The sequence below is a fragment of the Azospirillum sp. TSO5 genome, from assembly GCF_003116065.1.
Classification (GTDB): Bacteria; Pseudomonadota; Alphaproteobacteria; order Azospirillales; family Azospirillaceae; genus Azospirillum.
Genome location: NZ_LGQY01000079.1, coordinates 1 through 25,050, shown reverse-complemented (window position 1 = coordinate 25,050; position 25,050 = coordinate 1). Strand labels below are relative to the sequence as shown.

General features: G+C 67.5%; 20 protein-coding genes. 11 read left to right on the top strand and 9 right to left on the bottom strand.

Going from position 1 to position 25,050, the window contains the following annotated elements:
- Positions 1 to 64: 64 nt before the first annotated feature.
- Complete coding sequence (locus TSO5_RS20340; RefSeq protein ID WP_109153263.1) at positions 65 to 1,687, bottom strand: ABC-F family ATP-binding cassette domain-containing protein; 1,623 nt, start codon at positions 1,685 to 1,687, stop codon at positions 65 to 67.
- A gap of 104 nt (positions 1,688 to 1,791) precedes the next feature.
- Positions 1,792 to 2,679, bottom strand: a complete 888-nt coding sequence (locus TSO5_RS20335) for a LysR family transcriptional regulator (protein WP_109153262.1) — start codon at positions 2,677 to 2,679, stop codon at positions 1,792 to 1,794.
- A gap of 119 nt (positions 2,680 to 2,798) precedes the next feature.
- Here TSO5_RS20335 and TSO5_RS20330 point away from each other — a divergent pair, with 119 nt between their 5' ends.
- Positions 2,799 to 4,028 carry an MFS transporter gene (locus tag TSO5_RS20330; RefSeq protein WP_109153261.1) on the top strand — a complete coding sequence of 410 codons (1,230 nt, stop codon included), beginning with the start codon at positions 2,799 to 2,801 and terminating at the stop codon, positions 4,026 to 4,028.
- Between the two features lie 73 nt (positions 4,029 to 4,101).
- Here TSO5_RS20330 and cysC read toward each other — a convergent pair whose 3' ends face one another.
- The 3 genes from cysC to TSO5_RS20315 are packed head-to-tail and all read right to left on the bottom strand — an operon-like array spanning position 4,102 to position 7,473.
- Positions 4,102 to 5,970 (bottom strand): adenylyl-sulfate kinase, encoded by a 1,869-nt coding sequence (cysC, locus tag TSO5_RS20325; RefSeq protein WP_109153260.1) that lies wholly within the window; start codon positions 5,968 to 5,970, stop codon positions 4,102 to 4,104.
- 1 nt (position 5,971) lies between these two features.
- On the bottom strand, positions 5,972 to 6,769 hold the full coding sequence (gene cysD, locus TSO5_RS20320; protein WP_109153259.1) for a sulfate adenylyltransferase subunit CysD: 798 nt from the start codon (positions 6,767 to 6,769) through the stop codon (positions 5,972 to 5,974).
- Complete coding sequence (locus tag TSO5_RS20315) at positions 6,766 to 7,473, bottom strand: phosphoadenylyl-sulfate reductase (protein ID WP_109153299.1); 708 nt, start codon at positions 7,471 to 7,473, stop codon at positions 6,766 to 6,768. Before TSO5_RS20315 ends, cysD begins: the two co-directional genes overlap by 4 nt.
- 275 nt (positions 7,474 to 7,748) lie before the next feature.
- Here TSO5_RS20315 and TSO5_RS20310 point away from each other — a divergent pair, with 275 nt between their 5' ends.
- From TSO5_RS20310 to TSO5_RS20290, 5 genes are all read left to right on the top strand, one after another.
- A complete protein-coding gene (locus TSO5_RS20310) occupies positions 7,749 to 8,306 on the top strand; it encodes an NAD(P)-dependent oxidoreductase (RefSeq protein ID WP_109153258.1) in 558 nt (185 codons plus the stop codon).
- A 129-nt stretch (positions 8,307 to 8,435) separates the two neighbouring features.
- Complete coding sequence (locus tag TSO5_RS33360) at positions 8,436 to 8,723, top strand: DUF2849 domain-containing protein (RefSeq protein WP_109153298.1); 288 nt, start codon at positions 8,436 to 8,438, stop codon at positions 8,721 to 8,723.
- Positions 8,724 to 8,768: 45 nt separating this feature from the next.
- Positions 8,769 to 10,460, top strand: coding sequence for a nitrite/sulfite reductase (locus TSO5_RS20300; RefSeq protein WP_109153257.1), 1,692 nt, complete (start codon positions 8,769 to 8,771; stop codon positions 10,458 to 10,460).
- Positions 10,447 to 10,947, top strand: coding sequence for a DUF934 domain-containing protein (locus TSO5_RS20295; RefSeq protein WP_109153256.1), 501 nt, complete (start codon positions 10,447 to 10,449; stop codon positions 10,945 to 10,947). The genes TSO5_RS20300 and TSO5_RS20295 overlap by 14 nt, the downstream gene beginning before the upstream one ends.
- Positions 10,948 to 11,187: 240 nt before the next feature.
- Complete coding sequence (locus tag TSO5_RS20290; protein WP_109153255.1) at positions 11,188 to 11,889, top strand: endonuclease/exonuclease/phosphatase family protein; 702 nt, start codon at positions 11,188 to 11,190, stop codon at positions 11,887 to 11,889.
- A gap of 95 nt (positions 11,890 to 11,984) precedes the next feature.
- On the opposite strand, the gene TSO5_RS20285 is transcribed toward TSO5_RS20290, so the two are convergent.
- Entirely contained in the window at positions 11,985 to 12,608 is a 624-nt protein-coding gene (locus TSO5_RS20285) for a DUF882 domain-containing protein (RefSeq protein WP_247870845.1), read from the bottom strand.
- 587 nt (positions 12,609 to 13,195) lie between these two features.
- Between TSO5_RS20285 and TSO5_RS20280 the strand changes: the two genes are divergently transcribed.
- Positions 13,196 to 14,500 (top strand): pentapeptide repeat-containing protein, encoded by a 1,305-nt coding sequence (locus tag TSO5_RS20280; protein ID WP_109153254.1) that lies wholly within the window; start codon positions 13,196 to 13,198, stop codon positions 14,498 to 14,500.
- Between the two features lie 171 nt (positions 14,501 to 14,671).
- Here TSO5_RS20280 and TSO5_RS20275 read toward each other — a convergent pair whose 3' ends face one another.
- From TSO5_RS20275 to TSO5_RS20265, 3 genes are all read right to left on the bottom strand, one after another.
- Entirely contained in the window at positions 14,672 to 16,390 is a 1,719-nt protein-coding gene (locus TSO5_RS20275) for a sensor histidine kinase (RefSeq protein ID WP_109153253.1), read from the bottom strand.
- 151 nt (positions 16,391 to 16,541) lie between these two features.
- Complete coding sequence (locus tag TSO5_RS20270; RefSeq protein ID WP_109153252.1) at positions 16,542 to 17,138, bottom strand: response regulator; 597 nt, start codon at positions 17,136 to 17,138, stop codon at positions 16,542 to 16,544.
- Entirely contained in the window at positions 17,135 to 19,327 is a 2,193-nt protein-coding gene (locus TSO5_RS20265; RefSeq protein WP_109153251.1) for a PAS domain S-box protein, read from the bottom strand. Before TSO5_RS20265 ends, TSO5_RS20270 begins: the two co-directional genes overlap by 4 nt.
- Before the next feature lie 177 nt (positions 19,328 to 19,504).
- Here TSO5_RS20265 and TSO5_RS20260 point away from each other — a divergent pair, with 177 nt between their 5' ends.
- From TSO5_RS20260 to TSO5_RS20245, 4 genes are all read left to right on the top strand, one after another.
- Complete coding sequence (locus tag TSO5_RS20260) at positions 19,505 to 20,527, top strand: TRAP transporter substrate-binding protein (protein ID WP_109153250.1); 1,023 nt, start codon at positions 19,505 to 19,507, stop codon at positions 20,525 to 20,527.
- Between the two features lie 238 nt (positions 20,528 to 20,765).
- Positions 20,766 to 21,335, top strand: coding sequence for a TRAP transporter small permease (locus tag TSO5_RS20255; RefSeq protein ID WP_199230955.1), 570 nt, complete (start codon positions 20,766 to 20,768; stop codon positions 21,333 to 21,335).
- Positions 21,332 to 22,630, top strand: a complete 1,299-nt coding sequence (locus TSO5_RS20250) for a TRAP transporter large permease subunit (RefSeq protein WP_109153249.1) — start codon at positions 21,332 to 21,334, stop codon at positions 22,628 to 22,630. The genes TSO5_RS20255 and TSO5_RS20250 overlap by 4 nt, the downstream gene beginning before the upstream one ends.
- A gap of 187 nt (positions 22,631 to 22,817) precedes the next feature.
- Positions 22,818 to 24,869 (top strand): molybdopterin oxidoreductase family protein, encoded by a 2,052-nt coding sequence (locus TSO5_RS20245; protein ID WP_109153248.1) that lies wholly within the window; start codon positions 22,818 to 22,820, stop codon positions 24,867 to 24,869.
- Positions 24,870 to 25,050 lie beyond the last annotated feature (181 nt).

Sequence of the window (25,050 nt, the reverse complement as noted above, 5' to 3'; positions counted from 1 at the left end):
GGCGGGCCGGCGCGATGACCGGCCCACAGCGGGAGTGCGGCATGGGGTGTGATGCCGCCCCCTGTCAGCTGCGCAGCCCCGGCGCCTCCTGCCCGGTGCGCTCCACATATTCAGTGTAGCCGCCGCCATACTGGTGGATGCCCTCCGGCGTCAGTTCCAGCACGCGGTTGGACAATGCCGCCAGGAAATGGCGGTCGTGCGACACGAACAGCATCGTGCCCTCATAGGCCGCCAGCGCCTGGATCAGCATCTGCTTGGTGTCGAGGTCCAGGTGGTTGGTCGGCTCGTCCAGCACCAGGAAGTTGGGCGGGTTGAACAGCATGATCGCCATCACCAGACGGGCCTTCTCGCCGCCCGACAGCACGCGGCACTTCTTCTCCACATCGTCGCCGGAAAAGCCGAAACAGCCGGCCAGCGCCCGCAGCGAGCCCTGGCTGGCCTGCGGGAAATGCGCCTCCAGCGCTTCGAAGATGGTCTGGTCGCCGTCCAGCAGTTCCATCGCGTGCTGCGAGAAATAGCCCATCTTGACGCTGCCGCCGACGGTGACGGTGCCGCTGTCCGGTTCGGCCGCGCCGGCAATCAGCTTCAACAGGGTCGATTTGCCGGCGCCGTTGACGCCCATCACGCACCAGCGCTCCTTGCGACGGATGGTCAGGTCCAGCCCCTCATAGATGGCGCGGCTGCCATAGCCCTTGTGGACGTTCTTCAGAACCGCCACGTCGTCGCCGGAGCGCGGGGCCGGCGGGAAGTCGAAGGTCACCACCTGGCGGCGCTTGGGCGGCTCGAAGCGTTCGATCTTGTCCAGCTTCTTGACCCGGCTCTGCACCTGGGAGGCGTGCGAGGCGCGGGCCTTGAAGCGCTCGATGAATTTCAGCTCCTTCGCCAGCATCGCCTGCTGGCGCTCGAACTGCGCCTCCTGCTGCTTCTCCTTCAGCGCCCGCTGCTTCTCATAGAAGCCGTAGTCTCCGGAATAGCTGGTCAGGGTTCCGCCGTCGATCTCGATGATCTTGGTGACGATGCGGTTCATGAACTCGCGGTCGTGCGAGGTCATCAGCAGGGCGCCCTCATAGCCCTTCAGGAAGCCTTCCAGCCAGATCAGGCTTTCGATATCCAGATGGTTGCTCGGCTCATCGAGCAGCATGGCGTCGGGGCGCATCAGCAGGATGCGGGCCAGCGCCACGCGCATCTTCCAGCCGCCCGACAGCCCGCCGACATCGCCGTCCATCATCTCCTGGCTGAAGCTCAAGCCCGCCAGCACCTCGCGCGCCTTGCCCTCCAGCTCATAGCCGCCCAACTCGTCGAAACGGGCCTGGACCTCGCCGTAGCGTTCGATGATGGCGTCCATCTCGTCGGCTCGGTCAGGGTCGGCCATGGCGGCTTCCAGCTCCGCCAGTTCGGCGGCGACGACGCTGACCGGGCCGGCGCCGTCCATCACCTCCGCCACGGCGGAGCGGCCGGACATCTCGCCGACATCCTGGTTGAAATAGCCGATGCTGACCTGCTTCTCGATCGCCACCTGCCCGCCGTCCGGCTGTTCCTCGCCGGTGATCATGCGGAACAGGGTGGTCTTGCCGGCACCGTTCGGACCGACCAGTCCGATCTTCTCACCCCGGTTGAGCGCCGCGGAGGCCTCCAGGAACAGGATGCGGTGGCCGTTCTGCTTGCTGACGTTATCGAAGCGGATCATGGGTGACAGGGGTCCTTGACGGCATAAAGCTGGGGGCGTGATGGCGGCCCCTTATGCCACAGGATGCGTGCCGCAACAGAGTCCTGATCGGCTCCGCAGCACCGCTACCTCCCCATCTCCCGCGCCAGCGCCAGGAAGCCGGCGAGATAGTCCACCTCCTCCTCGCCGCGACGGATGCCGAGATGGATGCTCTTGCCGATGCCGTCGGCGCCCAGCCGCAGGGCACGCACGGGTAGGCCGGCGCCGTCCTCCCGCACCAGCCAGTCGGGCAGGACGGTCACGCCGCGCCCGGCGGCGACCAGTTGCAGCATCAGGTCGGTGGTCTCCGCCGTCCGGTGACGGCGCGGCCGGCAATGGGCGGGCACCAGGAAGCGGGTGTAGATGTCCAGCCGCTCCAGGCTGACCGGCACGGTGATCAGCTCCTCGTCCAGCAGGTCCTGCGGCTGCACCGCGCCGCGCACGGCCAACGGATGCGCCTCATGCACGACCAGCACGAGTTGGTAATCGAAGACCGGCGTGAACAGGATTTCCGGCTGCTCGACCGGATCGGGGGTGATCAGCAGGTCGATCTCGTTGTCCAGCAGCGCCGCGACTCCGTCATAGCGGAACGCCGTGCGCAGGTCGAAATCCACATCGGGCCAGCGCGCCAGATAGAGGCCGGTCATCCGCATCAGCCAGCGTTCGCAGGGGTGGCATTCCATCCCCACCCGCAGGGTGCCGCGCCGGCCCGATGCGAAATCGGCCAGCACCCGCTCGGCATGCTCGAACTGCGGCAGCAGCCGTTGTGCCAGCGCCAGCAGATGGTTTCCCGCCTGGGTGAAGCGCAGGCTGCGGCCCTTCTTCATCCAGATTTCGACGCCGTGGCGTTCTTCGAACTTGCGGATGGTGTGGCTCAGCGCAGACTGGCTCAGGTTCAGCCGGCCGGCGGCGGCGGTGACGCTGCCCGACCGGTCCACCTCGCGCAGGATCGCAAGGATCTGGCGATCAAGCATCCATGACTCCCATTCATCGATCCATGAGGAGAAACCATTTCCGCTCATACTGCCGGGTCGTTACTCCTGCATCAACCCTTCCATCGCCGCCATCCGCCGCCCTATCGCCAAAGGATCCCATGTCGCAAGCCGAAGCCACCACCCGGACCGAAACGGCCTCCGCAGTCCCCCAGGCACATGAGCTTGGCAACATCGCCCGGCTTGTGATCGCGCAGGCGCTCGCCGGGGCCAATGCGATCGTCGTCTATGCGACCGGCGCCATCGTCGGCAACACGCTGGGCCCCAACCCCGCGCTGGCGACCCTGCCGATCTCCATCTTCGTGGTCGGCATGGCGATCTGCACCCTGCCGGCGGGGGTTATCGCCCGCCGCTTCGGTCGGCGCGCCGCCTTCCTGGCGGGGACCGGATGCGGCGTGCTGGTCGGGCTGCTGTCGGCGCTGGCCATCCTGCTCGGGTCGTTCTGGCTGTTCTGCGCGGCGATGATCCCCGGCGGAGCCTATGCCGCCGTGGTGCTGTCCTTCCGCTTCGCCGCCGCCGATTGCACCTCGGTGGAGCGCCGGCCGCGCGCCATGTCGGCGGTGATGGCGGGGGGCGTGGTCGCCGGCGTGGTCGGGCCGCAGCTGGTCACCCACACCATGAACCTGTGGCCGCCCCACCTGTTCGTCGCGACCTATGTGGCGCAGGCCGCCGTCGCCGCGCTGTCGGCGCTCGTCCTGATGGGCGTCCGTCTGCCGAAGCCGACCGCGGCGGAGGTCGCCGGCGGCCGTCCGCTGGGCGCCATCCTGCGCCAGCCCCGCTTCATCACCGCGGTGATCTGCGGCGTGGTGTCCTACCTGCTGATGAACTTCGTCATGACCGCCGCCCCGCTGGCGATGCGGCTGTGCGGCCTGCCGCAGGAGTCGGCCAACCTCGGCCTGCAATGGCACGTCATCGCCATGTACGCCCCCAGCTTCTTCACCGGGCGGCTGATCACCCGCTTCGGCGCCCCGCGCATGGTCGCCGTCGGACTGACGCTGATCGCCGCCGCCTCGTTCGTCGGGCTGTCGGGGCAGGACGTGGCCCATTTCTGGATCAGCCTGATCCTGCTGGGGGTGGGATGGAACTTCGGCTTCCTCGGCGCGTCCGCCCTGGTGCTGGACTGCCACCGGCCGGAGGAGAAGACGCGGGTCCAGTCGGTGAACGACTTCCTCGTCTTCGGCACCATGGCCTTCGGCTCCTTCGCCTCGGGCAGCCTGCTGACCAGCTACGGCTGGGACACCGTCCTGCGCATCTCCTTCGTGCCGCTGGCACTGGCGACCGCGGCGCTGATCGTCATGGCGATGTATCGTCAGGAGCGGAAGGCGGCCTGAAAACAGCTTCGGGCGCGGTCTTTCCCCGCGCCCGAAGCCTCACCCTATAGAGCCGACCCTCAGATCACGCCCATCAAATGACGTAGGTCAGCTCTTTCTCCGACTTCAGGCTGTTCTTGCCCAAGGTCTCGTCGACATAGTCGAGCAGCTGCGCCAGCGCCTCGCTGCGGCTCAGCGCGTCGGTGTCGATCACCAGTTCGGGCTGGTCCGGCGCCTCGTAGGGAGCCGTGATGCCGGTGAACTCGGCGATCTCGCCGGCCCGCGCCTTCTTGTACAGGCCCTTCGGGTCGCGCTCCTCGCAGGTGGCGAGGTCGGCGGCGACATGCACCTCGTGGAAGCGCTCGCCACCGATCACCCGTGCCCGCGCCCGGTCCGACTTCAGCGGCGAGATCAGCGAGGCGATCACCACCATGCCGGCGTCGGCGAACAGCTTCGCCGTCTCGGCCACCCGGCGGATGTTCTCCGCCCGGTCATCCGACGAGAAGCCCAAGCCCGCGTTCAGCCCATTGCGGACATTGTCGCCGTCCAGCACGAAGGTCTGCCAGCCGCGGTCGAACAGCGCGCGTTCCAGCGCCATCGCCAGCGTCGACTTGCCGGCGCCCGACAGACCGGTCAGCCAGACGATGCCGCCCTGGTGGCCGTTGGCCTGGGACCGCTCTTCCAGCGAGACGGCGTGCGACACCTCGGTGATGTTGGCCGCCGCGGCGTCCTCGATCTCCACAACCAGGCAGCCGCCGACCACGTCGTTGCCGTCAATCAGCGCGCCGCGGCCGGTGCGCGGCAGGTCCGATGCCAGATCGAGCGCGATGGGCGAGCGGGAGCGCAGCACCACCTCCGCCACCTCGTTGCGGCGCACGGCCTTGCCGGGCGTGCTCGACAGATCCTCCACATTGATGACCGCCGTGACCTGCTCGACCGTCACCCGGTGCTCGGCGGTGGCGATCTTCAGCGTGTAGGTCTTGCCAACCACCAGCGGGTCCGACACCAGCCAGAACAGCCGCACGCTCAGCCGGTGCGCCAGCGTCGGGGCGTCGGCCTGATGGTGGGCGATGTGGCCGCGCTCGGCGAAGATGCGCTTGTCCAGCGTGATGCCGATGCTCTGCCCGGCCTGGGCCGACAGAACGGTCTCCGGATGGTTCCACGCCTCGATGCTGACCACCTTGGCGCTGGCCCCGGTGGGGGAGAAGTGCAGGGTGTCGCCGACGCGCAGGCGCCCGCTCTCGATGCGGCCGGCCAGGATGCGGCGGTCGTCCGGCTTGTAGACGTCCTGCAGCGGGAACCGCAGCGGCTGGTCGGGCGAGGTCTGCTGCGGACGGAAGGCGTCGAGCTGCTCGATCACCGTGGGGCCCAGATACCAGTCCGACTGCTCGCTGCGCGTGACGATGTTGTCGCCGTTGCGGGCGGACACCGGGATCACTGCCTTGGGCTGGAGGCCCAGTTCGGCCAGATAGTCCTTGATCTCCTGTGCGACCACCTCATAGCGGCGGCTGGAGAACTCGACCTTGTCCATCTTGTTGACGACGACCGCGACCTGACGCACGCCCAGCAGGTGCAGCAGGAAGGCGTGGCGGCGCGACTGTTCCAGCGCGCCTTCGTCGGCGTCGATCACCAGCAGGGCGGCGTCGGCCTGGGAGGCACCGGTCACCATGTTCTTCAGGAACTCGGTGTGGCCCGGCGCGTCGATGATGACGTAGGGGCGCTGCTTCGTCTTGAAGTGGATCTGCGTGGTGTCGATGGTGATGCCCTGGTCGCGCTCGGCCTGGAGCGCGTCCATGACAAAGGCCCATTCGAACGGCATGCCGCGCTTGCGGCTCATCTCGCGGACCTGCTCCACCTTGCCGTCGGGCAGGCTGCCGGTGTCGTTCAGCAGGCGGCCGATCAGCGTGGACTTGCCATGGTCGACATGGCCGACGATGACGATGCGAAGTTGAGAATGCGGCATCTTACATGTACCCCACGCTGCGCAGGCGCTCGAAGCTGTCTTCGGATTCGTTGTCCATCGCGCGGCCGGCGCGCTCCGGAATGCGGGTCACCTGAAGCTCGGCGATGATCTCGTCGATGGTCGAGGCAGTGCTGTCGACCGGGAAGGTAATGTTCTTCTCGCCCAGCGAGCGATAGCGCTTGCCGTCCTTTGCGAAGTACAGCGGGACGATGGGAATCCCCTCGCGCTGCGAATAGCGCCAGATGTCCAGCTCGGTCCAGGCCAGCAGCGGATGGATGCGGACATGGACCCCTTCCGGGAAGCGGGTCTTGTAATGGTCCCAGAACTCCGCCGGCTGGTCCTTGACGTCCCAATCGCCTTCCAGCGAGCGCGGCGAGAAAACGCGCTCCTTGGCGCGGGTCGCCTGCTCGTCGCGGCGGATGCCGACCATGACGCCCTGATAGGCATGGTCGCGCAGCAGATTCTTCAGGCCTTCCGTCTTGCGCGCGGCGGCGCGGGTCAGCGGCGGCAGGGTCTGGTCCATCTCCTCCTCGGGCGGGCATTGCTCCACCTTCAGGTCGAGGTCCCATTCCTTGGTGATGCGGTCGCGGAACTCGTAGACCTCCGGCAGCTCCATAGCGGTGTCGAGCTGCACGACGGGGAAGGGGATGCGGCCGAAGAACGCCTTGCGGCAGAGCCAGAGCAGCGCGTTGCTGTCCTTGCCGATCGACCAGAGCATCGCCAGCTTGTCGATGCGGTTGTAGGCCTCGCGCAGAATATAGATGCTCTGGTTTTCGAGCTGGTCGAGATCGGCGCTCATCGGGCGATTCCAATCATGGTGGTGTGTATGCCGCATTCGGTCTTGGCGCTGCCGGCCCAACGGCCGGAACGCGGGTCGGCACCGGGCGCCACTCGCTCGGTGCAGGTGTAACAGCCGATCGACAGGAACCCGTCGGCCTCCAGCGGGTGGCGCGGCAGGTCGCGCCGGGTGAACTCTTCCTCCAGCCGGTCCTTGTCCCAGGTGGCCAGCGGGTTGACCTTGACGCGCCCCCCCTCCGCCTCGAACAGGGGCAGGGCGGCGCGGGTCGTCGACTGGAAGCGCTTGCGTCCGGTCACCCAAGCCTCCAGTCCGGCGGCGGCCAGCGCGCGGTCCAGCGGCACCGTCTTGCGCAGATTGCAGCAGGCGTCATAGTCGCGGTTGAACAGCAGGCCGTCCTTGTCGCCGGCGGCGAGGTCGTCGGCGGTCGGCCCGATCTCCCGCACGTCATGCAGGCCCAGACGCTCCACAAGCTGGTCGCGGTAGCGCAGCGTCTCGCCGAACAGCTTGCCGGTATTCACAAACAGAACCGGGAAATCCGGCGTTGCCTCGGCGGCGAGCGCCAGCAGCACCGCGGATTCGGCGCCGAAGGACGACAGCAGCGCGATCCGCCCGCCGAACACCTCATGCATGGCGGCCAGCAGCGGGGCGCCTTCCAGCGTGCCGTAGCTGTCGGTCAGATGCTTCACCCGTGTTTCCGCGTCCATCATCGGCTGCCTTTCGCGGTGGCTCATTAAATCTACTTAACTAGTAGATAATCAGTTTGCGTTTGCACATTAACACCAGCGGAAAACCCGCGCAACGTAAATACATTCTCTACTTGTTTAATAGGCTTGTGCTGCGCTGCAGGTGCTTGTGTGAAATATGTTGATTGTCGTGCGGCGGCTGGGCTAAATACCGCCATGCACAAGATCACCGTCATAGGCGCCGCAATCCGCCGCTCCGTTCTGCCCAACTCGGCATCGGAATTGGGGGTGCAACGATGATTCCGCTGGCTCTCGATCCGTCGCGGGTGGTGATCGCGCTGGCCGGCAACGGCCCGCTCGCGGTGCGCCGCCTGACCCAGCTGCGCGAAGGCGGGGCGGACCCGCAGGTCTTTTCACCGGAACCGGATGGGGAATTGGCCACACTGGCCGGCGACCGTCTGGTGCGCGCTCTGCCGGAAGCCGGCGATTTGGACAAGGTTGGCGTGCTGTATGTCATGGGGCTGGGGACGGAGACCGAGACGGCGCTGGCGGGACTGGCGCGACAGCGCCGCGTGCTGGTGAATGTCGAGGACGTCATCCCCTTGTGTGATTTCCATTCGCCCTCCGTGGTGCGGCGTGGCGATCTGGTGATGACCATCTCCACCGGCGGCCACAGCCCGACCCTCGCCAGCCTGCTGCGCCAGCGGCTGGAGGCGCTGTTCCCGGAGGAGTGGGCGGAGCGTCTGCGCACCATCGCCGACTTCCGCAACCGCCGCCGGGCGGAGGGGGCGGCGATGTCCGAGGTCGCCCGCGAGACGCGCGAACTGATCGACCGGGAGGGTTGGCTGCCATGACCGGCACGCCTGCCGCCCCACGGAATTCACTGCCGGACCATCGTCGGTTCGGGTAAGACACCACCGCTTTAGAGAACGACCAGCCAGGAGAGCCAGATGTCGGCCAAGGATCGATCGAAGGAAGGGTCGATGAAAGCCATCACCGCCAACCGCCTGCGCGACGGGGAAGTCGTGTTCCTGGGCGAGGGCGGCCGGTGGGTCGAATCCTTCGCCGAGGCCGCGCTGTTCCCGCGCGCCGAGGCCGACGCCGCTCTGGCCCCCGCCAAGGAGAAGGCGGAGCGCGCGCAGTTCGCCGTCGACATCTACACCTTCGAGGTGGTGGAGCAGGACGGCGTTCCGGTCCCGGCGACGATGCGCGAGCGCATCCGCACCGCCGGCCCGACCGTCCGCCTCGATCTCGGCAAGCAGGCCGCCTGAATCACTGATCGCTGGCCGTTCCGGCGGCTCTGAGGGTTTACCGACATGAACCACATCGCGCCCGGCGCCCGTGCCGGCATCTATCATTACGACGAAATCGACCGGCAGTTCGTCGCCGAGCGCGTCGAGCAGTTCCGCAAACAGGTCGACCGCCGCCTGTCGGGCGAGCTGTCGGAAGAGGAGTTCAAGCCGATCCGGCTGATGAACGGCCTCTATCTCCAGCTTCACGCCTACATGCTGCGCATCGCCGTGCCCTATGGCGTGATGTCGGCCACCCAGCTGCGCAAGCTGTCGGCCATAGGGCGCAAGTACGACCGCGGCTACGGCCATTTCACCACCCGCCAGAACCTGCAATACAACTGGATCAGGCTGGAGGACACCCCGGCGATCCTGAACGAACTGGCCGAGGTGGACATGCACGCGCTGCAGACCAGCGGCAACTGCGTGCGCAACGTCACCACCGATCCCTTCGTCGGCGCTGCGCGCGACGAGGTGGTGGACGGCCGCGTCTATGCCGAGATCCTGCGGCAGTGGACGACGATGCACCCTGAGTTCACCTATCTGCCGCGCAAGTTCAAGATCGCCATCTCCGGCGCCGAGAGCGACCGCGCGGCGGTGCGCATCCACGACGTCGGTCTGGTGGCGCGCCGCAACGACAAGGGCGAAGCCGGATTCTCCTTCTATGTCGGCGGTGGTCTCGGCCGCTCGCCCTTCGTCGGCAAGCTGGTGCGCGAGTGGGTGGCGCAGGAGGATTTCGTCGCCTACCTGGAAGCCATCCTGCGCGTCTACAACCAGTATGGCCGCCGCGACAACATCTATAAAGCGCGCATCAAGATCCTGGTCCACGAGCTGGGCCTGGAGAAGTTCACCCAGGAGGTGGAGGAGGAGTTCGCGCGGCTGCGCGGCCCCAAATACCGCCTGGACCCGGAGATCGTCGAGTCGATCCGCAAGCACTTCGCCCCGCCGCCGTTCGAGGAGCTGCCCGACCACTCCGAAGCGCTGGAGCGCGCCCATGCGTCCGACCCGGCCTTCGCCAACTGGCTGGCGGTCAATGTCGCGGAGCACAAGGCGCCGGGCTATGCCATCGCCACCATCTCGCTGAAGCCTGCCGGCGGCATCCCCGGCGACGCCACCTGCGACCAGATGGACCTTGTCGCCGATCTGGCCGAGCGTCACAGCTTCGGCGAGCTGCGCGTCACCCACGTCCAGAACCTCGTCCTGGCGCATGTGAAGAAGGACGAGTTGTACGATCTGTGGAAGCAGCTCGACGCCGCCGGCCTCGGCAGCGCCAATGCCGGGCTGATCGGCGACATCATCGCCTGCCCGGGGCTGGATTACTGCGCGCTGGCGAATGCCCGCTCGATCCCGCTGGCACAGGCGATCTCCGCCCGCTTCGCCGATCCGGTCCGCCAGCGCACCATCGGTGAACTCGGCATCAAGATCAGCGGCTGCATCAACGCCTGCGGCCATCACCATGTCGGCGCCATCGGCATCCTCGGCGTCGACAAGAAGGGCACCGAGTATTACCAGATCACCGTCGGCGGCGACCCGACGCTGACCACGGCGATCGGCGACATCCTCGGCCCGGCGGTGACGGAGACCGAAGCGGTGGACGCCATCGAGGCGATCGTCGACGTCTATCTCGCCAACCGGTCGGACGAGAGCGAGCGCTTCATCGACACGCTCAAGCGCGTCGGCCATGCCCCGTTCAAGGAGAGAATCTATGCCGCTGATTGAGAATGGGCGCATCGGCGAGGATGCCTGGAGCTTCATCCCCGACGGGGAGCCGGTCCCCAACGACCGCCCGGTCATCATCAGCTTCGAGCGCTGGCAGGCGGAGCGTGACAGCTTCGAGGGCCGCAACGCCCGGCTCGGCGTGCGGCTGAAGAGCGGCACGCTGGCGGGCGCCATTGCCGCCGACCTCGACCGCTTCTCGCTGGTGGCGGTGGAGTTCCCCAAATTCCGCGACGGCCGCGGCTTCTCGACCGGGCGCGAGTTGCGGGAGCGTTACGGCTACACCGGCGAGATCCGCGCGGTCGGCCATGTCATCCCCGACCAGTATCTCTATCTGGTCCGCACCGGCTTCACCTCGGTCGAGGCGCCGGAAGGCACCAACCCGGACAGCTGGGCCAACGCGCTGACCGAGGTCACCGTCGCCTTTCAGCCCAGCCTGGACGACACCGCGCCGCTGTCTCTGCTGCGCCGCAAGCTGAAGGTGGGGTAGGGCGGCTTTCGCATAGGGAAGCCTGCAAGGCGCCGTCTCCCGGGACGGCGCCTTTCTCGTGTCTGGATACCGGAAACGGATTTTCGCAATGCGTGAGATCCGGCCGAGCTTGTCGCGTTTGCGTTGCTTCGATTGTGCCGATACCCTCGAACCGGTGCATGGCTCGATCGTCCGCGCCGGTCCCGCAAGCGGCCGGTCGACGGCGAACGGAGCCGGGAACAGGGATGACAGAGGGGCTTCATGGATATCGCGTTCTGGAACATTCAGCGCGCCTCGTCCTGGGGTACGTCGGACGCCGCCGCCCGCTACGGCCTGATGGCCGCCTGGGTCGACGAGATGGCGAAGCGCTTCGACCTCATCGTTCTGGCGGAGGTGACGCAGAACGGTCCGGCGCTGGTGAAGGAGATGAAATCGACCAACATGTGGTGCCAGTTCGTGCCGGTGGCCAACAAGAAGGGCGGCGTCAGCCCCTGTTCCTTCATGGTCCTGTCCAAGGGCGTGAAGGTGGAGGCCATGGCGGTCGGCGACGGCAAGCGCCCGCTGATCTTCATCGACACCGGCGACATCCTGGTCGGCGCCTGCCACACCATCGCCACCCAGGGGGAACCGTCCAAGGAGGAGATCCTGGACATGCTGGCCCATCTCGGCGGCACCGCCTCCACCCACAAGCGCAAGGGGGCCATCCTGCTGGGCGACATGAACTATGCCATCGATAAATGGAGTGTGTTCGATTCGGCCTACACCAAGGGTTGGACCCTCCGCGCACCCTGCAAGGCTTCGAACGCGGCGCAGGCGCTGTCGAAAACCCATCGGCTGGGGCGCGTGATCGATTACGCCTGGCTGACCGGCATCGACGGCTATGCCCGTGCGGCAACGGCGACCCATGACTGGAGCGACTGGGACGTCATCGACCACACGCCGATCGGATTCCGCGTCGCCTGATCCAGGACGGGGAGCCTGAAACGGCGCCCCCGAAACGTCGAAGGCCCCGGATGGTGTCCGGGGCCTTCGACGTGGATCTCCGTGTCGGATAGCGCTCACCAGTGGCGCAGCGGGCCGACGTCGACATGGACGAAGTTGCTGTCGGGGTAATAGCCGACACCGCCGCCGCGCAGGCTCAGCGCCGCCCGCTGCAGATGTCGGGTGGCCATGTTCGGCACCCGCAGGTCGATGGCCATGCCGCGCATGTGGAAGCTATTCTGGGCGACGCCGCTGTGGTCGGCCTCGCGCAGCATCGCGTTGGTCTCGGGCGAGCGGTAGCCGGACACGATCTCGATCGGGCCGCGGCGGCCGAGCTTGCGGCTCAACGCATGGACCAGATCCAGCAGCTTCGGGTCGATGGCGTGCACCGAGTTGTTGCGGTGGTCGCGCAGCAGATGGTTGACCGCCCGCATCGCGTCGCGCACGTAGCGGCCCCTCGACCAGTATTCGGCATTGAGCTTCTCGCCGGTGTGCAGGTTCACCAGGGACAGCACCCGCGGCGGCGCGCGCAGGGAGGCGGCCTCCGCCTCTTCGCTGCTGAACAGGGTTCCCCCGGCTGATGCCGCCGCCGCCAGCCCCAGGCCGGCGCGCAGAAGATGGCGGCGATCGAGATGGCAGCGATCAAGATGATGGCGTTCGGTGGCGTGGCTCTCGCCAGCGCTCGGGCGTGCGGTCGTCATCGACCGGGCGTCCGCATCCTTCATCATTCTTCCTTCATATCCCGTTTTTCCGCTCCGGCACCCGGGATCCGTCCTCTGGAGCCCATCGTTCCGGTTACGGCCAAAGTCACACCCTGGCTAAGGTCAAGGCGCGCTGCGGTGCGTTATTCCGAAAGGTGGGACACTTTTAGGATGCCCGTGGCCTTTTCTGTCAAGAAACCATTGCTTAACCGATGCCGGTTTTTCGGTGACTCCAGGGTTTCCGCCGACTCGCCCGCCCGCCGTGACAGCAGCCGAGTCGAAGCTGTTCGCGACTCGTTCGCAGGTGGTTCGATTACAGAACCGTAACGTGCGCGACTCGGGATCATTGCCGTATCATCACCGGCAGAACCAGGGAGGGGCCTATGGCCGCGCCTATGGCCAAGCGTCTGTTTTCCATATTCATCCCGACCGACTCTGCCGCCGCATCGGCGGGGAGCCATAGCGGCGGGCGGCCGAAACGCATCCCCCAAAAGGGGATGCGCAAAAGGGGGATTCATTCAGCCTTCGGTAAGGAATGAATCGCATGATTGTCGCGATGTAACCATTTTCACGGCGACAACTTGTCCGTGCCAACCACCTCACCGACCGCCTCCACCGTGTCCTTCTTCCGGCCCGACCAACTGGCCGAGGTGCTGGACCGGCACGCCCGCTGGATCAAGGGCCAGCCGGGCGGTGCCCGCGCCAACCTCGCCATGGCCGATCTGGAGGGTGCGGACCTGTCGCAGCGTGACCTGCGCGGCGCACGGCTGGTCGGTGCGCGGCTGGCGCGCGGGCGGCTGAACGGCACCAATCTGGCCGGGGCAGACCTGTTCGGCGTCGATCTGCGCGATGCGGACATCAGCCGCGCCAACCTGATGCAGACCGATCTGCGCGGCGCGCGGCTGCGCGCGGCCGACTTCTCCAATGCCAACCTGAAGGGCGCCGACCTGCGCGCCGGCACGCTGGAGCCGGGCGGCACCGCCCGGCGCGGCGCCGGCCCCGATGCGCAGGACGCCGAAAGCGCCCGCCAGATCCACAAGGCGGCCCTGGCCCGCCTGCAGAACGGCCTGACGGCGGAAGGCGGCATTCCCACCGACCTGACCGGCGCGGTGCTGCGCGGCGCCAATCTGGCGGACGCCGACCTCAGCGGCGCGGTGCTGCAGAACGCCGACCTGTCGGGGGCGGTGCTGAACGGGGCGGACCTGACCGGGGCGCGGCTGAACGGCGCCAACCTGTCGGGCGCGGCGCTGGACGGCACCCGCTTCGACAAGGCCGACATGGTCGGCACGCGGATGGCCGACTGCGACCTGTCCTCCACCCGGATCGCCACCGCGCAGATGACCCGCCCCATCGACAGCATGGGGTCGGAGATCCAGCGCGCCATCTTCGACCATGAACGCTGGATCGACAGCTTCGGCCAGCGTGGCCAGAGGGCCGACCTCGACGGCACCGACCTCAGCCGCGCCGACCTGCGCAACGTCAACCTCAGCGCCGCAAGCTTGCGCGGGGCGAACCTGTCGGCGGCGGCGCTGACCGGCGCCCGGCTGATGATGACCGACCTGTCCGGCGCCAATCTGGAGGGCGCCAACCTGATGGGCGCCGACCTGTCGGGCGCCAACCTCAGCTATGCCGTGCTGACCGGCGCCGACCTGACGCGGGTTCGGCTGGGTCCGGCGGCGATCAAGGATCCCTCGGGCCGCCCCACCGGCCGCTCCTGGGCCGCCAACCTGATGGGTGCCGACCTGCGCGGCGCCCTGATGGTCGGCACCTGTCTGGTGCAGGCCAACCTGTCCGACGCGAATCTCGACAGCGCCGACATGGACGGCGCCGACCTTGCCGGCGCCAAGCTGCAGCGCGCGATGCTTCCCGGACGCCCGCCCCGCCGGGGGTAAAGGTCCGGCGGGGGGCGCGCGTTCCCTGCTCAGAGGCTTGAGTTCCAGGGGTTTCTCGGCCGTCATTCCCGCCTTCGCGGGAATGACGGCCGAAAGACGTTCGTGATAAGAGCCAATGCGAAGTGGGTGATGTTTCTCGCGTCTCTCAGAAGCTCATAAAAACTCCCACCCCTACGGCAACCTGATCGTCACCGCGGTGCCGACGCCGGGGCTGCTGTCCAGGCTCAGGGTGCCGCCATGGGCCTCGATGAAGCGGCGGGCCAGCGGCAGGCCCAGCCCGGTGCCGGCCTCCGCCTTGGTCAGGTAATTGTGGACCTGGCGGAACGGCTCCATCGCGATCAGCAGCTCGTCCGCGGTCATGCCGACGCCGGTGTCGGCGATCACGATGACCGCGCCGGTGCCGTCGGGGCCGGGGGCCGCCTCCACCCGCACGGCGCCGCCCGGCGGGGTGAACTTGATGGCGTTGGACAGGACGTTCAGCACCGCCTGACGCATGCGCACGCCGTCCACCGTGACCCGCAGGTTCTTCGCGATGGCGCCGCCGGTCAGGGTCACGCCCTTGCGCAGGGCGAGCGCCTCCACCAGCCCCAGGCAGTCGTCCAGCAGTTCGTCCAGCGCGACGTTGGCCGGGAACAGCTCCAGCCGGCCGGCTTCGATCTTCGCCATGTCCAGCAATTCGTTGACGAGGTCCAGCAGGTGGCGGCCGGACTGGTGGATCGCCGACAGATACTCGACATGTTTGGGCGGGGCGGCGCCGAAGATGCCGGACATCAGTGCCTCGGCGAAGCCGATGATGGCGTTCAGCGGCGTTCGCAGCTCGTGGCTCATGTTGGCCAGGAAGTCGCTCTTGGCCTGGTTGGCCGCCTCGGCATGCTCCTTTTCCGATTCCAGCCGGCGGCGCTGTTCGATCAGCACCGCCTCGCGGGCGCGGCGCACCTCCTCCTCGGCGCTGCGGCGGCGGCGAAAGGCGCGCGTCACCAGCAGGGCCAGCATCAGCGTCGCCGCGCAGGCCAGGGCGCCGCCGCCGACCACCGTCATCCGGGTGGCGTTCAACTCTCGCTGCACGATATCCGAGGGCACGCCCAGCACCACCGACCAGCCGGTTTCCGGGGAGCGGTGGATGACGGCATGGACCTCCACCCCATCCTTGGTCCTGCCGAGGAACATGCGGTTGCTGCCGGTCCGGATCCGCGCCTCCAGCGCCGCATAGGTCTTCTGGCCCAGATAGGCGGCGGCGTTGTGGGAGCGGGCGGCGATCAGCATGGTTGGATCGATGACCGTGACCGTCCATTCCGGCGGGGTATCGCGGGTTCGCAGCGCGCCGCTCAGCCCCTCCAGCCCGACGGCCAGCGACAGGATATACCGCACCCGGTCGCTTTGACGCACGGGGTCGAACTGCATGATCGGCGCGCGCAGGATCAGCGACGGCCGGCCGGGCGGCCCACCCGGCGGCAGCACGCCGCCGATCACCGCGCGGCGGCTTTCGACGACGTGTCGGGTGACCTCGTCCAGCCGCGGCGGCGGTAGCGGCTGGACCCCCAGCGGGTAATGGGTGTGGAAGACGAAGCGCCCGGTGTCGGCGTCGATCAGCCCCATCGCCAGCCAGCCCGGCTGGCTGTGGGTGGCGGTGGTCGTCTCCTGGTACAGGGTCCTCAGGTCGTCGACATTGGGTTGAAGCAGCGAGGCCAGCAGTTCCAGCGGCCGCAACTGGCTGGCCAGTTCGCGGTCGACCGACAGCGACAGCGACTGCGCCACCGATTGCAGCGCGTCCTCCGTCTCCGCCCGTTCGCGCGTGTCCAACTGCCAGACCAGAACGGCGCCGAACAGCAGCAGGGGCGCGACCACGGCCAGACCGATGGCGAGCAGGGAACTGGGTAACCGAAAACGCAACCGCGGATGCTCCAAACCACTGCGTAAAACCACCGGAGTGGCAGGGCAGAGTAGTACGGGATCCGTACCGACTCCAGTGACGTCCGCCGACTTCGCGGGTTTCCCCCAATCGGGCCCTGCCGTTCGGGAGGGGCCGCTCGGGAGGGGCCGTTCAGGACGCGCCGGTCAGCAGCCGGGTCAGCTCGACCGCCGTCTTCACCCGCATCTTCTCGAACACATGGCTGCGGTGGACCTCCACCGTCCGCATGCTGATGCCCAGTTCGTCGGCGATGACCTTGTTCAGGCGCCCGGCGACGACCAGCTCCATCACCTGCCGCTCGCGCTGGGTCAGGGTGGCCAGCCGGGCCGTCAGCCCCGCCTGTCCCGCCTCACGCTCGCGCTGTTCGGCGTCGAAGGCCAGCGCGTCGATCACCCGGTCGACCAGTTCGTTGTCGTTGAAGGGCTTTTCCACGAAATCGCGGGCTCCCTTCTTCAGGGCGCCGACGGCGATCGGCACGTCGCCATGGCCGGTCAGGAAGATCACCGGCATGCGGCAACCCTTGGCGAGCAGACGGTCGAACAGCTCCAGCCCGCTCATGCCCTCCATGCGGATGTCCAGCAGCAGGCAGCCGGCGGTGTCCGGACGCCATGCCTCCAGGAAGGCTTCGGCGGACGGCCAGCCGGCCACTGGAACGTTGCGCGACTGGAACAGCCAGCCGAGCGCGTCGCGGATGGCCTCGTCGTCGTCGACGATGTGGAGCGTGGTCATTCGGCGGCCTCGGCGGTGTTGTCTTGAGAAGCGTTGTCTGGCGCGGTGCGGTCGGGAAGACGGTCCGCAGCCGGGGCGTGAACGGGCAGGGTGAACAGGAAGCGCGTTCCCGCAGGGACCGCCTCCGGGCCGTTCCCGTCCGCCACCGCCTCGAACCACAGCCGGCCGCGGTGATGCTCGACGATGGAGCGGCAGATGTTCAGGCCCATGCCCATACCTTCGCGCTTGGTGGTGAAGAAAGGGGAAAAGAGCCGGTCGGCGACATCCGGCGCGATGCCGCAGCCATGATCGCGGATCTCCGTCAGCAGCACGCGGCCTTCGCCGTCGCCGGCCTGTCCGCTGTCATCGCCGCCGGCCAAGCGGACGGTGACGGTCAGCCGGCGGTCGGCGCGCGGGGTGCGGGCCATCGCCTCGATCCCGTTGCGCATCAGGTTCAGCACCACCTGCTGCAGCAGGATGCGGTCGCCGGTGACCGGCGGCAGGTCGGTCGGGGCGTCCAGCTCCACCCGCACACCCAGTCTTGCGGCATCGCTGCCGGCCAGCCCGACGCAGTCCTCCAGCACGCGGGCGAGCGAGCAGGGGGCGACCTTCGGATCGCGCTTGCGCACGAAATCGTGGATGCGGCGCACCACCAGCCCGGCGCGCTTGGCCTGGGCCGCCAGCTTCTCCAGCGCCGCCGCCACTTCCTGCGTGTCGCAGCGGTCGGAGCGCAGGCGGTTGAGACAGCCGGTGCAATAGCTGGCGATGGCCGACAGCGGCTGGTTCAGCTCATGCGCCAGGGTGGAGGCCATCTCGCCCATGGTGATCAGGCGCGAGGTCTGCTGCAGCCGCTCCTGCTGCTGGCGGGCCAACTCCTCGGCGCGCTTGCGCTCGGTGATGTCGAGGACGGAGCCCATCCAGCCGGTCTGGCGCCCGTTGGCGTCGATCAGCGGCGCCTCGTAGATCAGGGCGTCGAAGCGTTCGCCGTTGGGGCGCTGGAACCGCATCTCCAGCCCGCTCTCCGGCGCGCGGCCGGCCAGCACGTCATGGAAGGCGGCCTCGGCCTGGTCGATCTCCTCCGGCAGCCAGTAGGGCGCCGGCGGTCCGCGTCCGATCAGATCCTCGGCCTCCAGCCCGACCATCTTGCAGAAGGCCGGGTTGACGTAGGTGATGCGCCCTTCCAGGTCGCGGGCGCGCATGCCCACGGTCAGGCTGTCCTCCATCGCCTTGCGGAAGGCGTGCTCCTCGCGCAGCGCCTCCTCGGCGCGCAGGCGGCCGGCGATGTGGCGGCGCAGCGACCACAGGCTCCACAGCGCCGATCCGGTCAGCGCGAAGATCGCCGCCACCAGCACCGTGCGCATGACGTTCGAATCGCTGGGATAGGCGGTGGCGACCAGCGACAGCCCGTGGCCGGGCGGATCGAACGGGATGACGTGGCTGCGCGCCGGGTCCGGCGCCGGCCCCGCCATCGACCCCGGCACCGACATCCGCGACTTCGACCCCAGGACCGCCCCCCGCGCGTCCATCACCTCCAGCTGATAGCGCTGGGCGAACCACCAGGGGACATGGTGGGTCAGCATCGCCTCGAACGAGAAGACGCCGACCAGCGCGCCGGTGAACTTGCCGTCGCGGAACAGCGGGAAGGCGGCGTCGAAACCATGATTGGCGGCATCGACCCGATAGGGCGCGCTGTGGGCGCGCAGGCCGGAGGAGCGGGCGATGCGCACGGCGTCGGTCCGGCTCAGCCCGCCGAGCCGGCTGTCGTCCCCATCCGCATTTTCCTTGGCCGCATTTTCCCCGGCCGGCGCGCCGTTCCCCGGCAGCGGCGGCTCCGCCAGTTGGGTGCGCCCCTGGGCGTCCAGCCACAGCACCCGTTCGATCGCCGGGTTGGTGTTCACCACCAGCCGGGCCATTGCGGCGAACTGCCGCATATCCACCTCGGTGCGCCCCAGCGTCTCCGCCAGCCGCTCCAGCTTGTCCTCGTCGGAGGCGAGCTGGAAATGCAGGTTCTGCTCGACCCACAGCGCGTCCTTGATCAGCGCCAGCGCCTCCTCGTCGCGCTCGTTGCGCTGAAGCAGCCACAGGAAGGCGCCCAGCAGCACCACGACCAGCGCCATCGCCACCACCGGCATGGCGTGCCGCACCGCCCGCCCGAAACTGCTCAAGGAGGGGCGGGCAGGGGAGGAGCCGGTGCGGAGCGGGTTCGACATTGGAATGGACACGAAAGTGTGGCGGCGGGGGATGGCGGGACCGGACGAAAGTGGGATAGGCCGACTCTGCGGATATCCACAATAGCCGCAATTCGTCCGATCATGAACAATGCGCGACAAGTACGGAGCGGAACAATCCGCACTGTCGACAATCAACACCGGAAGGGGGACGCACCCATGAAACTCGTGAAGCTCCTGTGCGCGGCTGCGGTCGGCTGCATGATGGCGGCGCCGATGGCCATTTCGACGGCCTGGGCCCAGGACCAGATCGTCATCAAGTTCAGCCACGTCGTCGCGCCGGAGACGCCGAAGGGCAAGGGTGCCGAGAAGTTCAAGGAACTGGCCGAGAAGCTGACGGCCGGCAAGGTCAAGGTCGAGGTCTATCCGAACAGCCAGCTCTACAAGGACAAGGAAGAGCTTGAGGCGCTGCAGCTGGGCGCCGTGCAGATGCTGGCCCCGTCGCTGGCCAAGTTCGGCCCGCTGGGCGCCAAGGAATTCGAGGTCTTCGACCTGCCCTACATCTTCCCGAACAAGGAAGTCCTGCAGCGCGTCACCAAGGGCGAGATCGGCAAGAAGCTGTTCAAGAAGCTGGAGTCCAAGGGCATCATCGGCCTCGCCTATTGGGACAACGGCTTCAAGATCATGAGCGCCAACAAGCCGCTGATCATGCCGGAGGACGTGAAGGGCCTGAAGATGCGCATCCAGTCGTCCAAGGTTCTGGACGCCCAGATGCGCGCGCTCGGCGCCCTGCCGCAGGTGATGGCCTTCTCCGAAGTGTATCAGGCGCTGCAGACCGGCGTCGTCGACGGCACCGAGAACCCGCCGTCCAACATGTACACCCAGAAGATGCACGAGGTGCAGAAGTACGCCACGCTGACCGACCACGGCTATCTCGGCTATGCGGTCATCGTGAACAAGAAGTTCTGGGAAGGCCTGCCGGCCGACGTCCGCACCCAGCTGGAAGAAGCGATGAAGGAGTCGACCGACTACGCCAACGACATCGCCCAGCATGAGAACGACGTCGCGCTGGCCCAGATGAAGGCGTCGGGCAAGACCGAGTTCCACACCCAGACCAAGGCCGAGCGCGAGGCCTGGATGAAGGCGCTGAAGCCGGTCCACAAGGAAGCCGAATCCCGCGTCGGCAAGGACCTGATCGAATCGATCTACAAGGAAGCCGAAGCCGCCGGCTTCAAGATGTAAGGACTTGCGAGGGGACGGCGCCTTCCCGTCGGAAGGCGTCGCCCGCTCCAACGCGACGTCCACCTTATTCGGCCGTCATTCCCGCGAAGGCGGGAATCCAGCCTTTCCGGTGCTTTCGCTGCGGCAGTCGCCTGGATCCCCGCCTGCGCGGGGATGACGGCCAGACCGAGCGCCGTGGGTTTTGCGGCGCCTCCCCAGCGTACCAGACCATCTCCGCCGACCGGGAGATCCCCCCGACATGCTCATGAAACTGCTCGACCGCCTTGAGGAGACGCTGATCGCCTCGCTCATGGCGGTGGCGACGCTCGTCATCTTCGCGGCCGTCCTTCACCGTTATCTTTCCGGCGTGCCCTACATCCAGGACTACGTCATCCACTGGAATCTGGCCTGGGCCCAGGAGCTGTGCATCTACCTGTTCGTGTGGATGGCCAAGTTCGGCGCCGCCTATGGCGTGCGCACCGGCATCCATGTCGGCGTGGACGTGGTGATCAACCGGCTGCGGCCGGATATCCGCGGCTACTTCGTCATCTTCGGCCTGCTGGCGGGTGCCCTGTTCACCGGCGTCGTCGGCACGCTGGGCGCCACCTTCGTCTACCACATGTCGGAAACGGAGCAGGTGTCGGCCGACCTGGAATGGCCGATGTGGATCATCTATCTGGCGATCCCGCTCGGCTCCTACCTGATGTGCTTCCGCTTCCTCCAGGTCGCCTGGACCTTCATCCGGACCGGCGAACTTCCCCACCACGATCATGCCCAGGTCGAAGGCATCGACCCGGTCGAAGCCGCCAATGAAGGAGGCCCGGCATGAACGCCGCCATCATCTTCGGGCTGCTGCTGACGCTGATGCTCACCGGCATGCCGATCTCCATCTCGCTCGGCCTGACGGTTCTGACCTTCCTGTTCACCATGACCGACGTGCCGATCGCGGCCGTGGCGCTGAAGCTGTTCACCGGCATCGAGAAGTTCGAGATCATGGCGATCCCGTTCTTCATTCTGGCCGGCAACTTCCTGACCCACGGCGGTGTCGCTCGGCGCATGATCAACTTCGCCACTTCGATGGTCGGGCATTGGCACGGCGGCCTCGGTCTGGCCGGCGTTCTCGCCTGCGCCCTGTTCGCGGCGGTGTCGGGCTCCAGCCCGGCGACGGTGGTGGCCATCGGCTCCATCATCCTGCCGGCGATGGTCAACCAGGGCTTCCCGAAGAATTTCGGCGCCGGCATTGTCACCACCTCGGGCGCTCTCGGCATCCTGATCCCGCCGTCGATCGTGATGGTGATGTACTGCGTCGCCACCACCGGCCACCCGCAGGCGCCGTCCATCGGCCAGATGTTCCTGGCCGGCGTGGTGCCGGGCCTGATGCTGGCCGCCTTCCTCGGCTTCACCACCTGGTTCCGCGCCCGCAAGTACGGCTATCCCCGCCTGCCCAAGGCGTCGGCCGCCCAGCGCTGGCACGCCTTCCGCGAAAGCTTCTGGGGTCTGTTGCTGATCGTCGTTGTGATGGGCGGCATCTACACCGGCGTCTTCACCCCGACGGAAGCGGCGGCGATGGCCGCGGTCTATGCCTTCATCGTGGCGGTGTTCGTCTACCGCGACATGCCGCTCAGCCGGGTGCCGAAGGTGCTGCTGGACAGCGCCAGCATGTCGGCGATGCTGCTCTACATCATCACCAACGCCGTCCTCTTCTCCTTCGTCATGACGTCGGAGCAGATCCCGCAGGCGATGGCCGCCTGGATCCAGAGCCAGCATCTGGGTGTGTGGGTCTTCCTGCTGGTGGTGAACATCGTGCTGCTGGCCGCCGGCAACTTCATGGAGCCGTCGTCCATCGTCCTCATCATGGCGCCGATCCTGTTCCCGGTGGCGATGTCGCTGGGCATCGACCCGGTCCATTTCGGCATCCTGATCATCGTGAACATGGAGGTCGGCATGTGCCACCCGCCGGTGGGCCTGAACCTCTACGTCGCGTCGGGCATCACCAAGATGGGCATCACCGAACTGACGGTGGCGGTGTGGCCGTGGCTGCTGACGATGCTGATCTTCCTCGGCCTCGTCACCTATGTGCCGGCGATCTCGCTGTGGTTCCCGCGCCTGATCGGGGCCATGTGAACCGATAAGGGTAAACCACAAGTCGTCAGGGGATTTTCTCGTTGAAACGGCAGGGGCCGCGAAGTCCGGAATTGGGCTTCGCGGCCCTTCGTTATTGTACCCATACATTGTTGTGCATTGAAGCGGACGCGCGGCCGGGCCTAAACTTGCGGTCTTCTCCCGCCGCCAGCCAGACCAGAGGTTAGCCTTGCCGGCCCAGTTCCTCCCCACCGCCTGTCCGCACGACTGCCCCAGCACCTGCGCGCTGGAGGTGGAACGCCTCGCCCCCGACCGCATCGGCAAGGTGCGCGGCGCGGCGGAGAACAGCTACACCGCCGGCGTCATCTGCGCGAAGGTCAGCCGCTATGCCGAGCGGGTGCATTCGCCGGACCGGCTGAAGACGCCCTTGCTGCGGACCGGCCCCAAGGGCTCCGGCCAGTGGAAGGAGATCGGCTGGGACGAGGCGCTGGACCGCATCGCGGACTCCTTCCTGACCGCCGAGCGCACCTACGGCCCCGAGGCCGTCTGGCCCTATTTCTACGCCGGCACCATGGGTCTGGTGCAGCGCGGCGCCATCCAGCGCCTGCGCCATGCCAAGGGCTATTCGCGCCAGACCAGCACGGTGTGCGACACGCCGGCCAACATGGGCTGGCTCGCCGGCTATGGCGACATCCGTGGCGCCGACCCGCGCGAGATGGCGGAGAGCGACCTGATCGTCAACTGGGGCGGCAACCCGGTGGCGACCCAGGTCAACGTGATGACCCATGTCAGCCGTGCCCGCAAAGGCCGCGGCGCCAAGCTGGTCACCATCGACCCCTACCGCACCGGCACTGCCGAAGTTTCCGACCTGCACCTGATGCTGCGGCCGGGCACCGACGGGGCGCTGGCCTGCGCGGTGATGCATGTGCTGTTCCGCGACGGCTACGCCGACCGCGCCTATCTGACCCGCCTCGCCGCCGGCACCGACCGGCTGGAGGCGCACCTCGCCACCCGCACGCCCGAATGGGCAGCCGCCATCACCGGCCTGACGGTGGCGGAGATCGAGGCGTTCGCCCGCCTCTACGGCACCACCAAGCGGTCCTACCTGCGCATCGGCTACGGCCTGTCGCGCGCCCACAACGGCGCCGCCCAGGTCCATGCCGTGTCCTGCCTGCCGGTCGTCACCGGTTCCTGGCAGCACAAGGGTGGCGGCGCGCTCTACTGCTCGTCCGGCATCTACAAGCTGGACAAGACCCTGTCGGAGGGGCTGGACCGCCTCGACACCAGCGTCCGCAGTTTCGACCAGTCGCGCATCGGCGCGGTGCTGACCGGCGACCCGCGCGACCTGACCAGCGGTCCGCCGGTGACGGCGATGCTGATCCAGAACACCAACCCGGTGACGATCTGCCCGGATTCCAACCGCGTCCGCCAGGGCTTCCTGCGCGAGGATCTGTTCGTCGCGGTGCATGAGCAGTTCATGACCGACACGGCCAAGCTGGCCGATCTGGTGATCCCCGCCACCACCTTCCTGGAGCATGACGACATCTACCGCGGCGGCGGCCAGATGCACATCCTGATCGGCCGCAAGGTGATCGAGCCGCAGTTCGAGGCGCGAGAGAACCACTGGGTCATCTCCGAAGTCGCCCGCCGCGTCGGCGCCGAGCATCCCGGCTTCGGCATGACCGCGCTGGAGATCATCGACGCCATGCTGAAGGCTTCCGACCTCGGCGACGCCGCGACGCTGAGCGAGAACCGCTGGATCGACGCCCAGCCCGATTTCGAGACCTCGCACTTCCTCAACGGCTTCGCCCACCCGGATGACAGGTTCCGCTTCGCCCCCGATTGGGCGGCGCTCGGCCCCTATGGCGGCATGCCGGAACTGCCCGACCACATGCCCCCCGGCCGCGATGCCGACGCGGAGCACCCGTTCCGTCTGGTCACCGCCCCGGCCCGCCAGTTCCTCAACACCTCCTTCACCGAGACGCTGACCGCCCAGAAGCGCGAGGGCCGTCCCACCGCGTTGATCCACCCCGACGACGCGACCGGGCTCGGGCTGGCCGACGGCGACGCGGTGCGGCTGGGCAACCCGCAGGGCAGCGTGCTGGTCCATGCCAAGCCCTTCGACGGCGTGCCGCGCGGTGTGGTGATCGTCGAAGGCATCTGGCCCAACAGCGCCTTCGTCGAGGGCATCGGCATCAACAGCCTGACCTCACCGGAACCGATCCCGCCGGCCGGAGGTGCTGCGTTTCATGACACGGCGGTGTGGATGCGGGCGGCGTAAGTGCGGCTGTGGGTACGGGTTGCCCCCTCCCTAACCCTCCCCCGCCTTTGGCGGGAGAGGGGACTGCCGCCGTTTCGCCATTAATGCAACGCCGCCAAGCGTCCTGCCCCCTCTCCCGCGAAGCGGGGGAGCAACCATGTTGTTTTCATGGTGAGTGTGGCATTGCCTCCCATTCCTTGTT

Coding starts and splice junctions, on each gene's coding strand:
- TSO5_RS20340 (WP_109153263.1), bottom strand. CDS start 1,687: ATGATCCGCTTCGATAACGTCAGCAAGCAGAACGGCCACCGCATCCTG.
- TSO5_RS20335 (WP_109153262.1), bottom strand. CDS start 2,679: ATGCTTGATCGCCAGATCCTTGCGATCCTGCGCGAGGTGGACCGGTCG.
- TSO5_RS20330 (WP_109153261.1), top strand. CDS start 2,799: ATGTCGCAAGCCGAAGCCACCACCCGGACCGAAACGGCCTCCGCAGTC.
- cysC (WP_109153260.1), bottom strand. CDS start 5,970: ATGCCGCATTCTCAACTTCGCATCGTCATCGTCGGCCATGTCGACCAT.
- cysD (WP_109153259.1), bottom strand. CDS start 6,769: ATGAGCGCCGATCTCGACCAGCTCGAAAACCAGAGCATCTATATTCTG.
- TSO5_RS20315 (WP_109153299.1), bottom strand. CDS start 7,473: ATGGACGCGGAAACACGGGTGAAGCATCTGACCGACAGCTACGGCACG.
- TSO5_RS20310 (WP_109153258.1), top strand. CDS start 7,749: ATGATTCCGCTGGCTCTCGATCCGTCGCGGGTGGTGATCGCGCTGGCC.
- TSO5_RS33360 (WP_109153298.1), top strand. CDS start 8,436: ATGAAAGCCATCACCGCCAACCGCCTGCGCGACGGGGAAGTCGTGTTC.
- TSO5_RS20300 (WP_109153257.1), top strand. CDS start 8,769: ATGAACCACATCGCGCCCGGCGCCCGTGCCGGCATCTATCATTACGAC.
- TSO5_RS20295 (WP_109153256.1), top strand. CDS start 10,447: ATGCCGCTGATTGAGAATGGGCGCATCGGCGAGGATGCCTGGAGCTTC.
- TSO5_RS20290 (WP_109153255.1), top strand. CDS start 11,188: ATGGATATCGCGTTCTGGAACATTCAGCGCGCCTCGTCCTGGGGTACG.
- TSO5_RS20285 (WP_247870845.1), bottom strand. CDS start 12,608: ATGACGACCGCACGCCCGAGCGCTGGCGAGAGCCACGCCACCGAACGC.
- TSO5_RS20270 (WP_109153252.1), bottom strand. CDS start 17,138: ATGACCACGCTCCACATCGTCGACGACGACGAGGCCATCCGCGACGCG.
- TSO5_RS20265 (WP_109153251.1), bottom strand. CDS start 19,327: ATGTCGAACCCGCTCCGCACCGGCTCCTCCCCTGCCCGCCCCTCCTTG.
- TSO5_RS20260 (WP_109153250.1), top strand. CDS start 19,505: ATGAAACTCGTGAAGCTCCTGTGCGCGGCTGCGGTCGGCTGCATGATG.
- TSO5_RS20255 (WP_199230955.1), top strand. CDS start 20,766: ATGCTCATGAAACTGCTCGACCGCCTTGAGGAGACGCTGATCGCCTCG.
- TSO5_RS20250 (WP_109153249.1), top strand. CDS start 21,332: ATGAACGCCGCCATCATCTTCGGGCTGCTGCTGACGCTGATGCTCACC.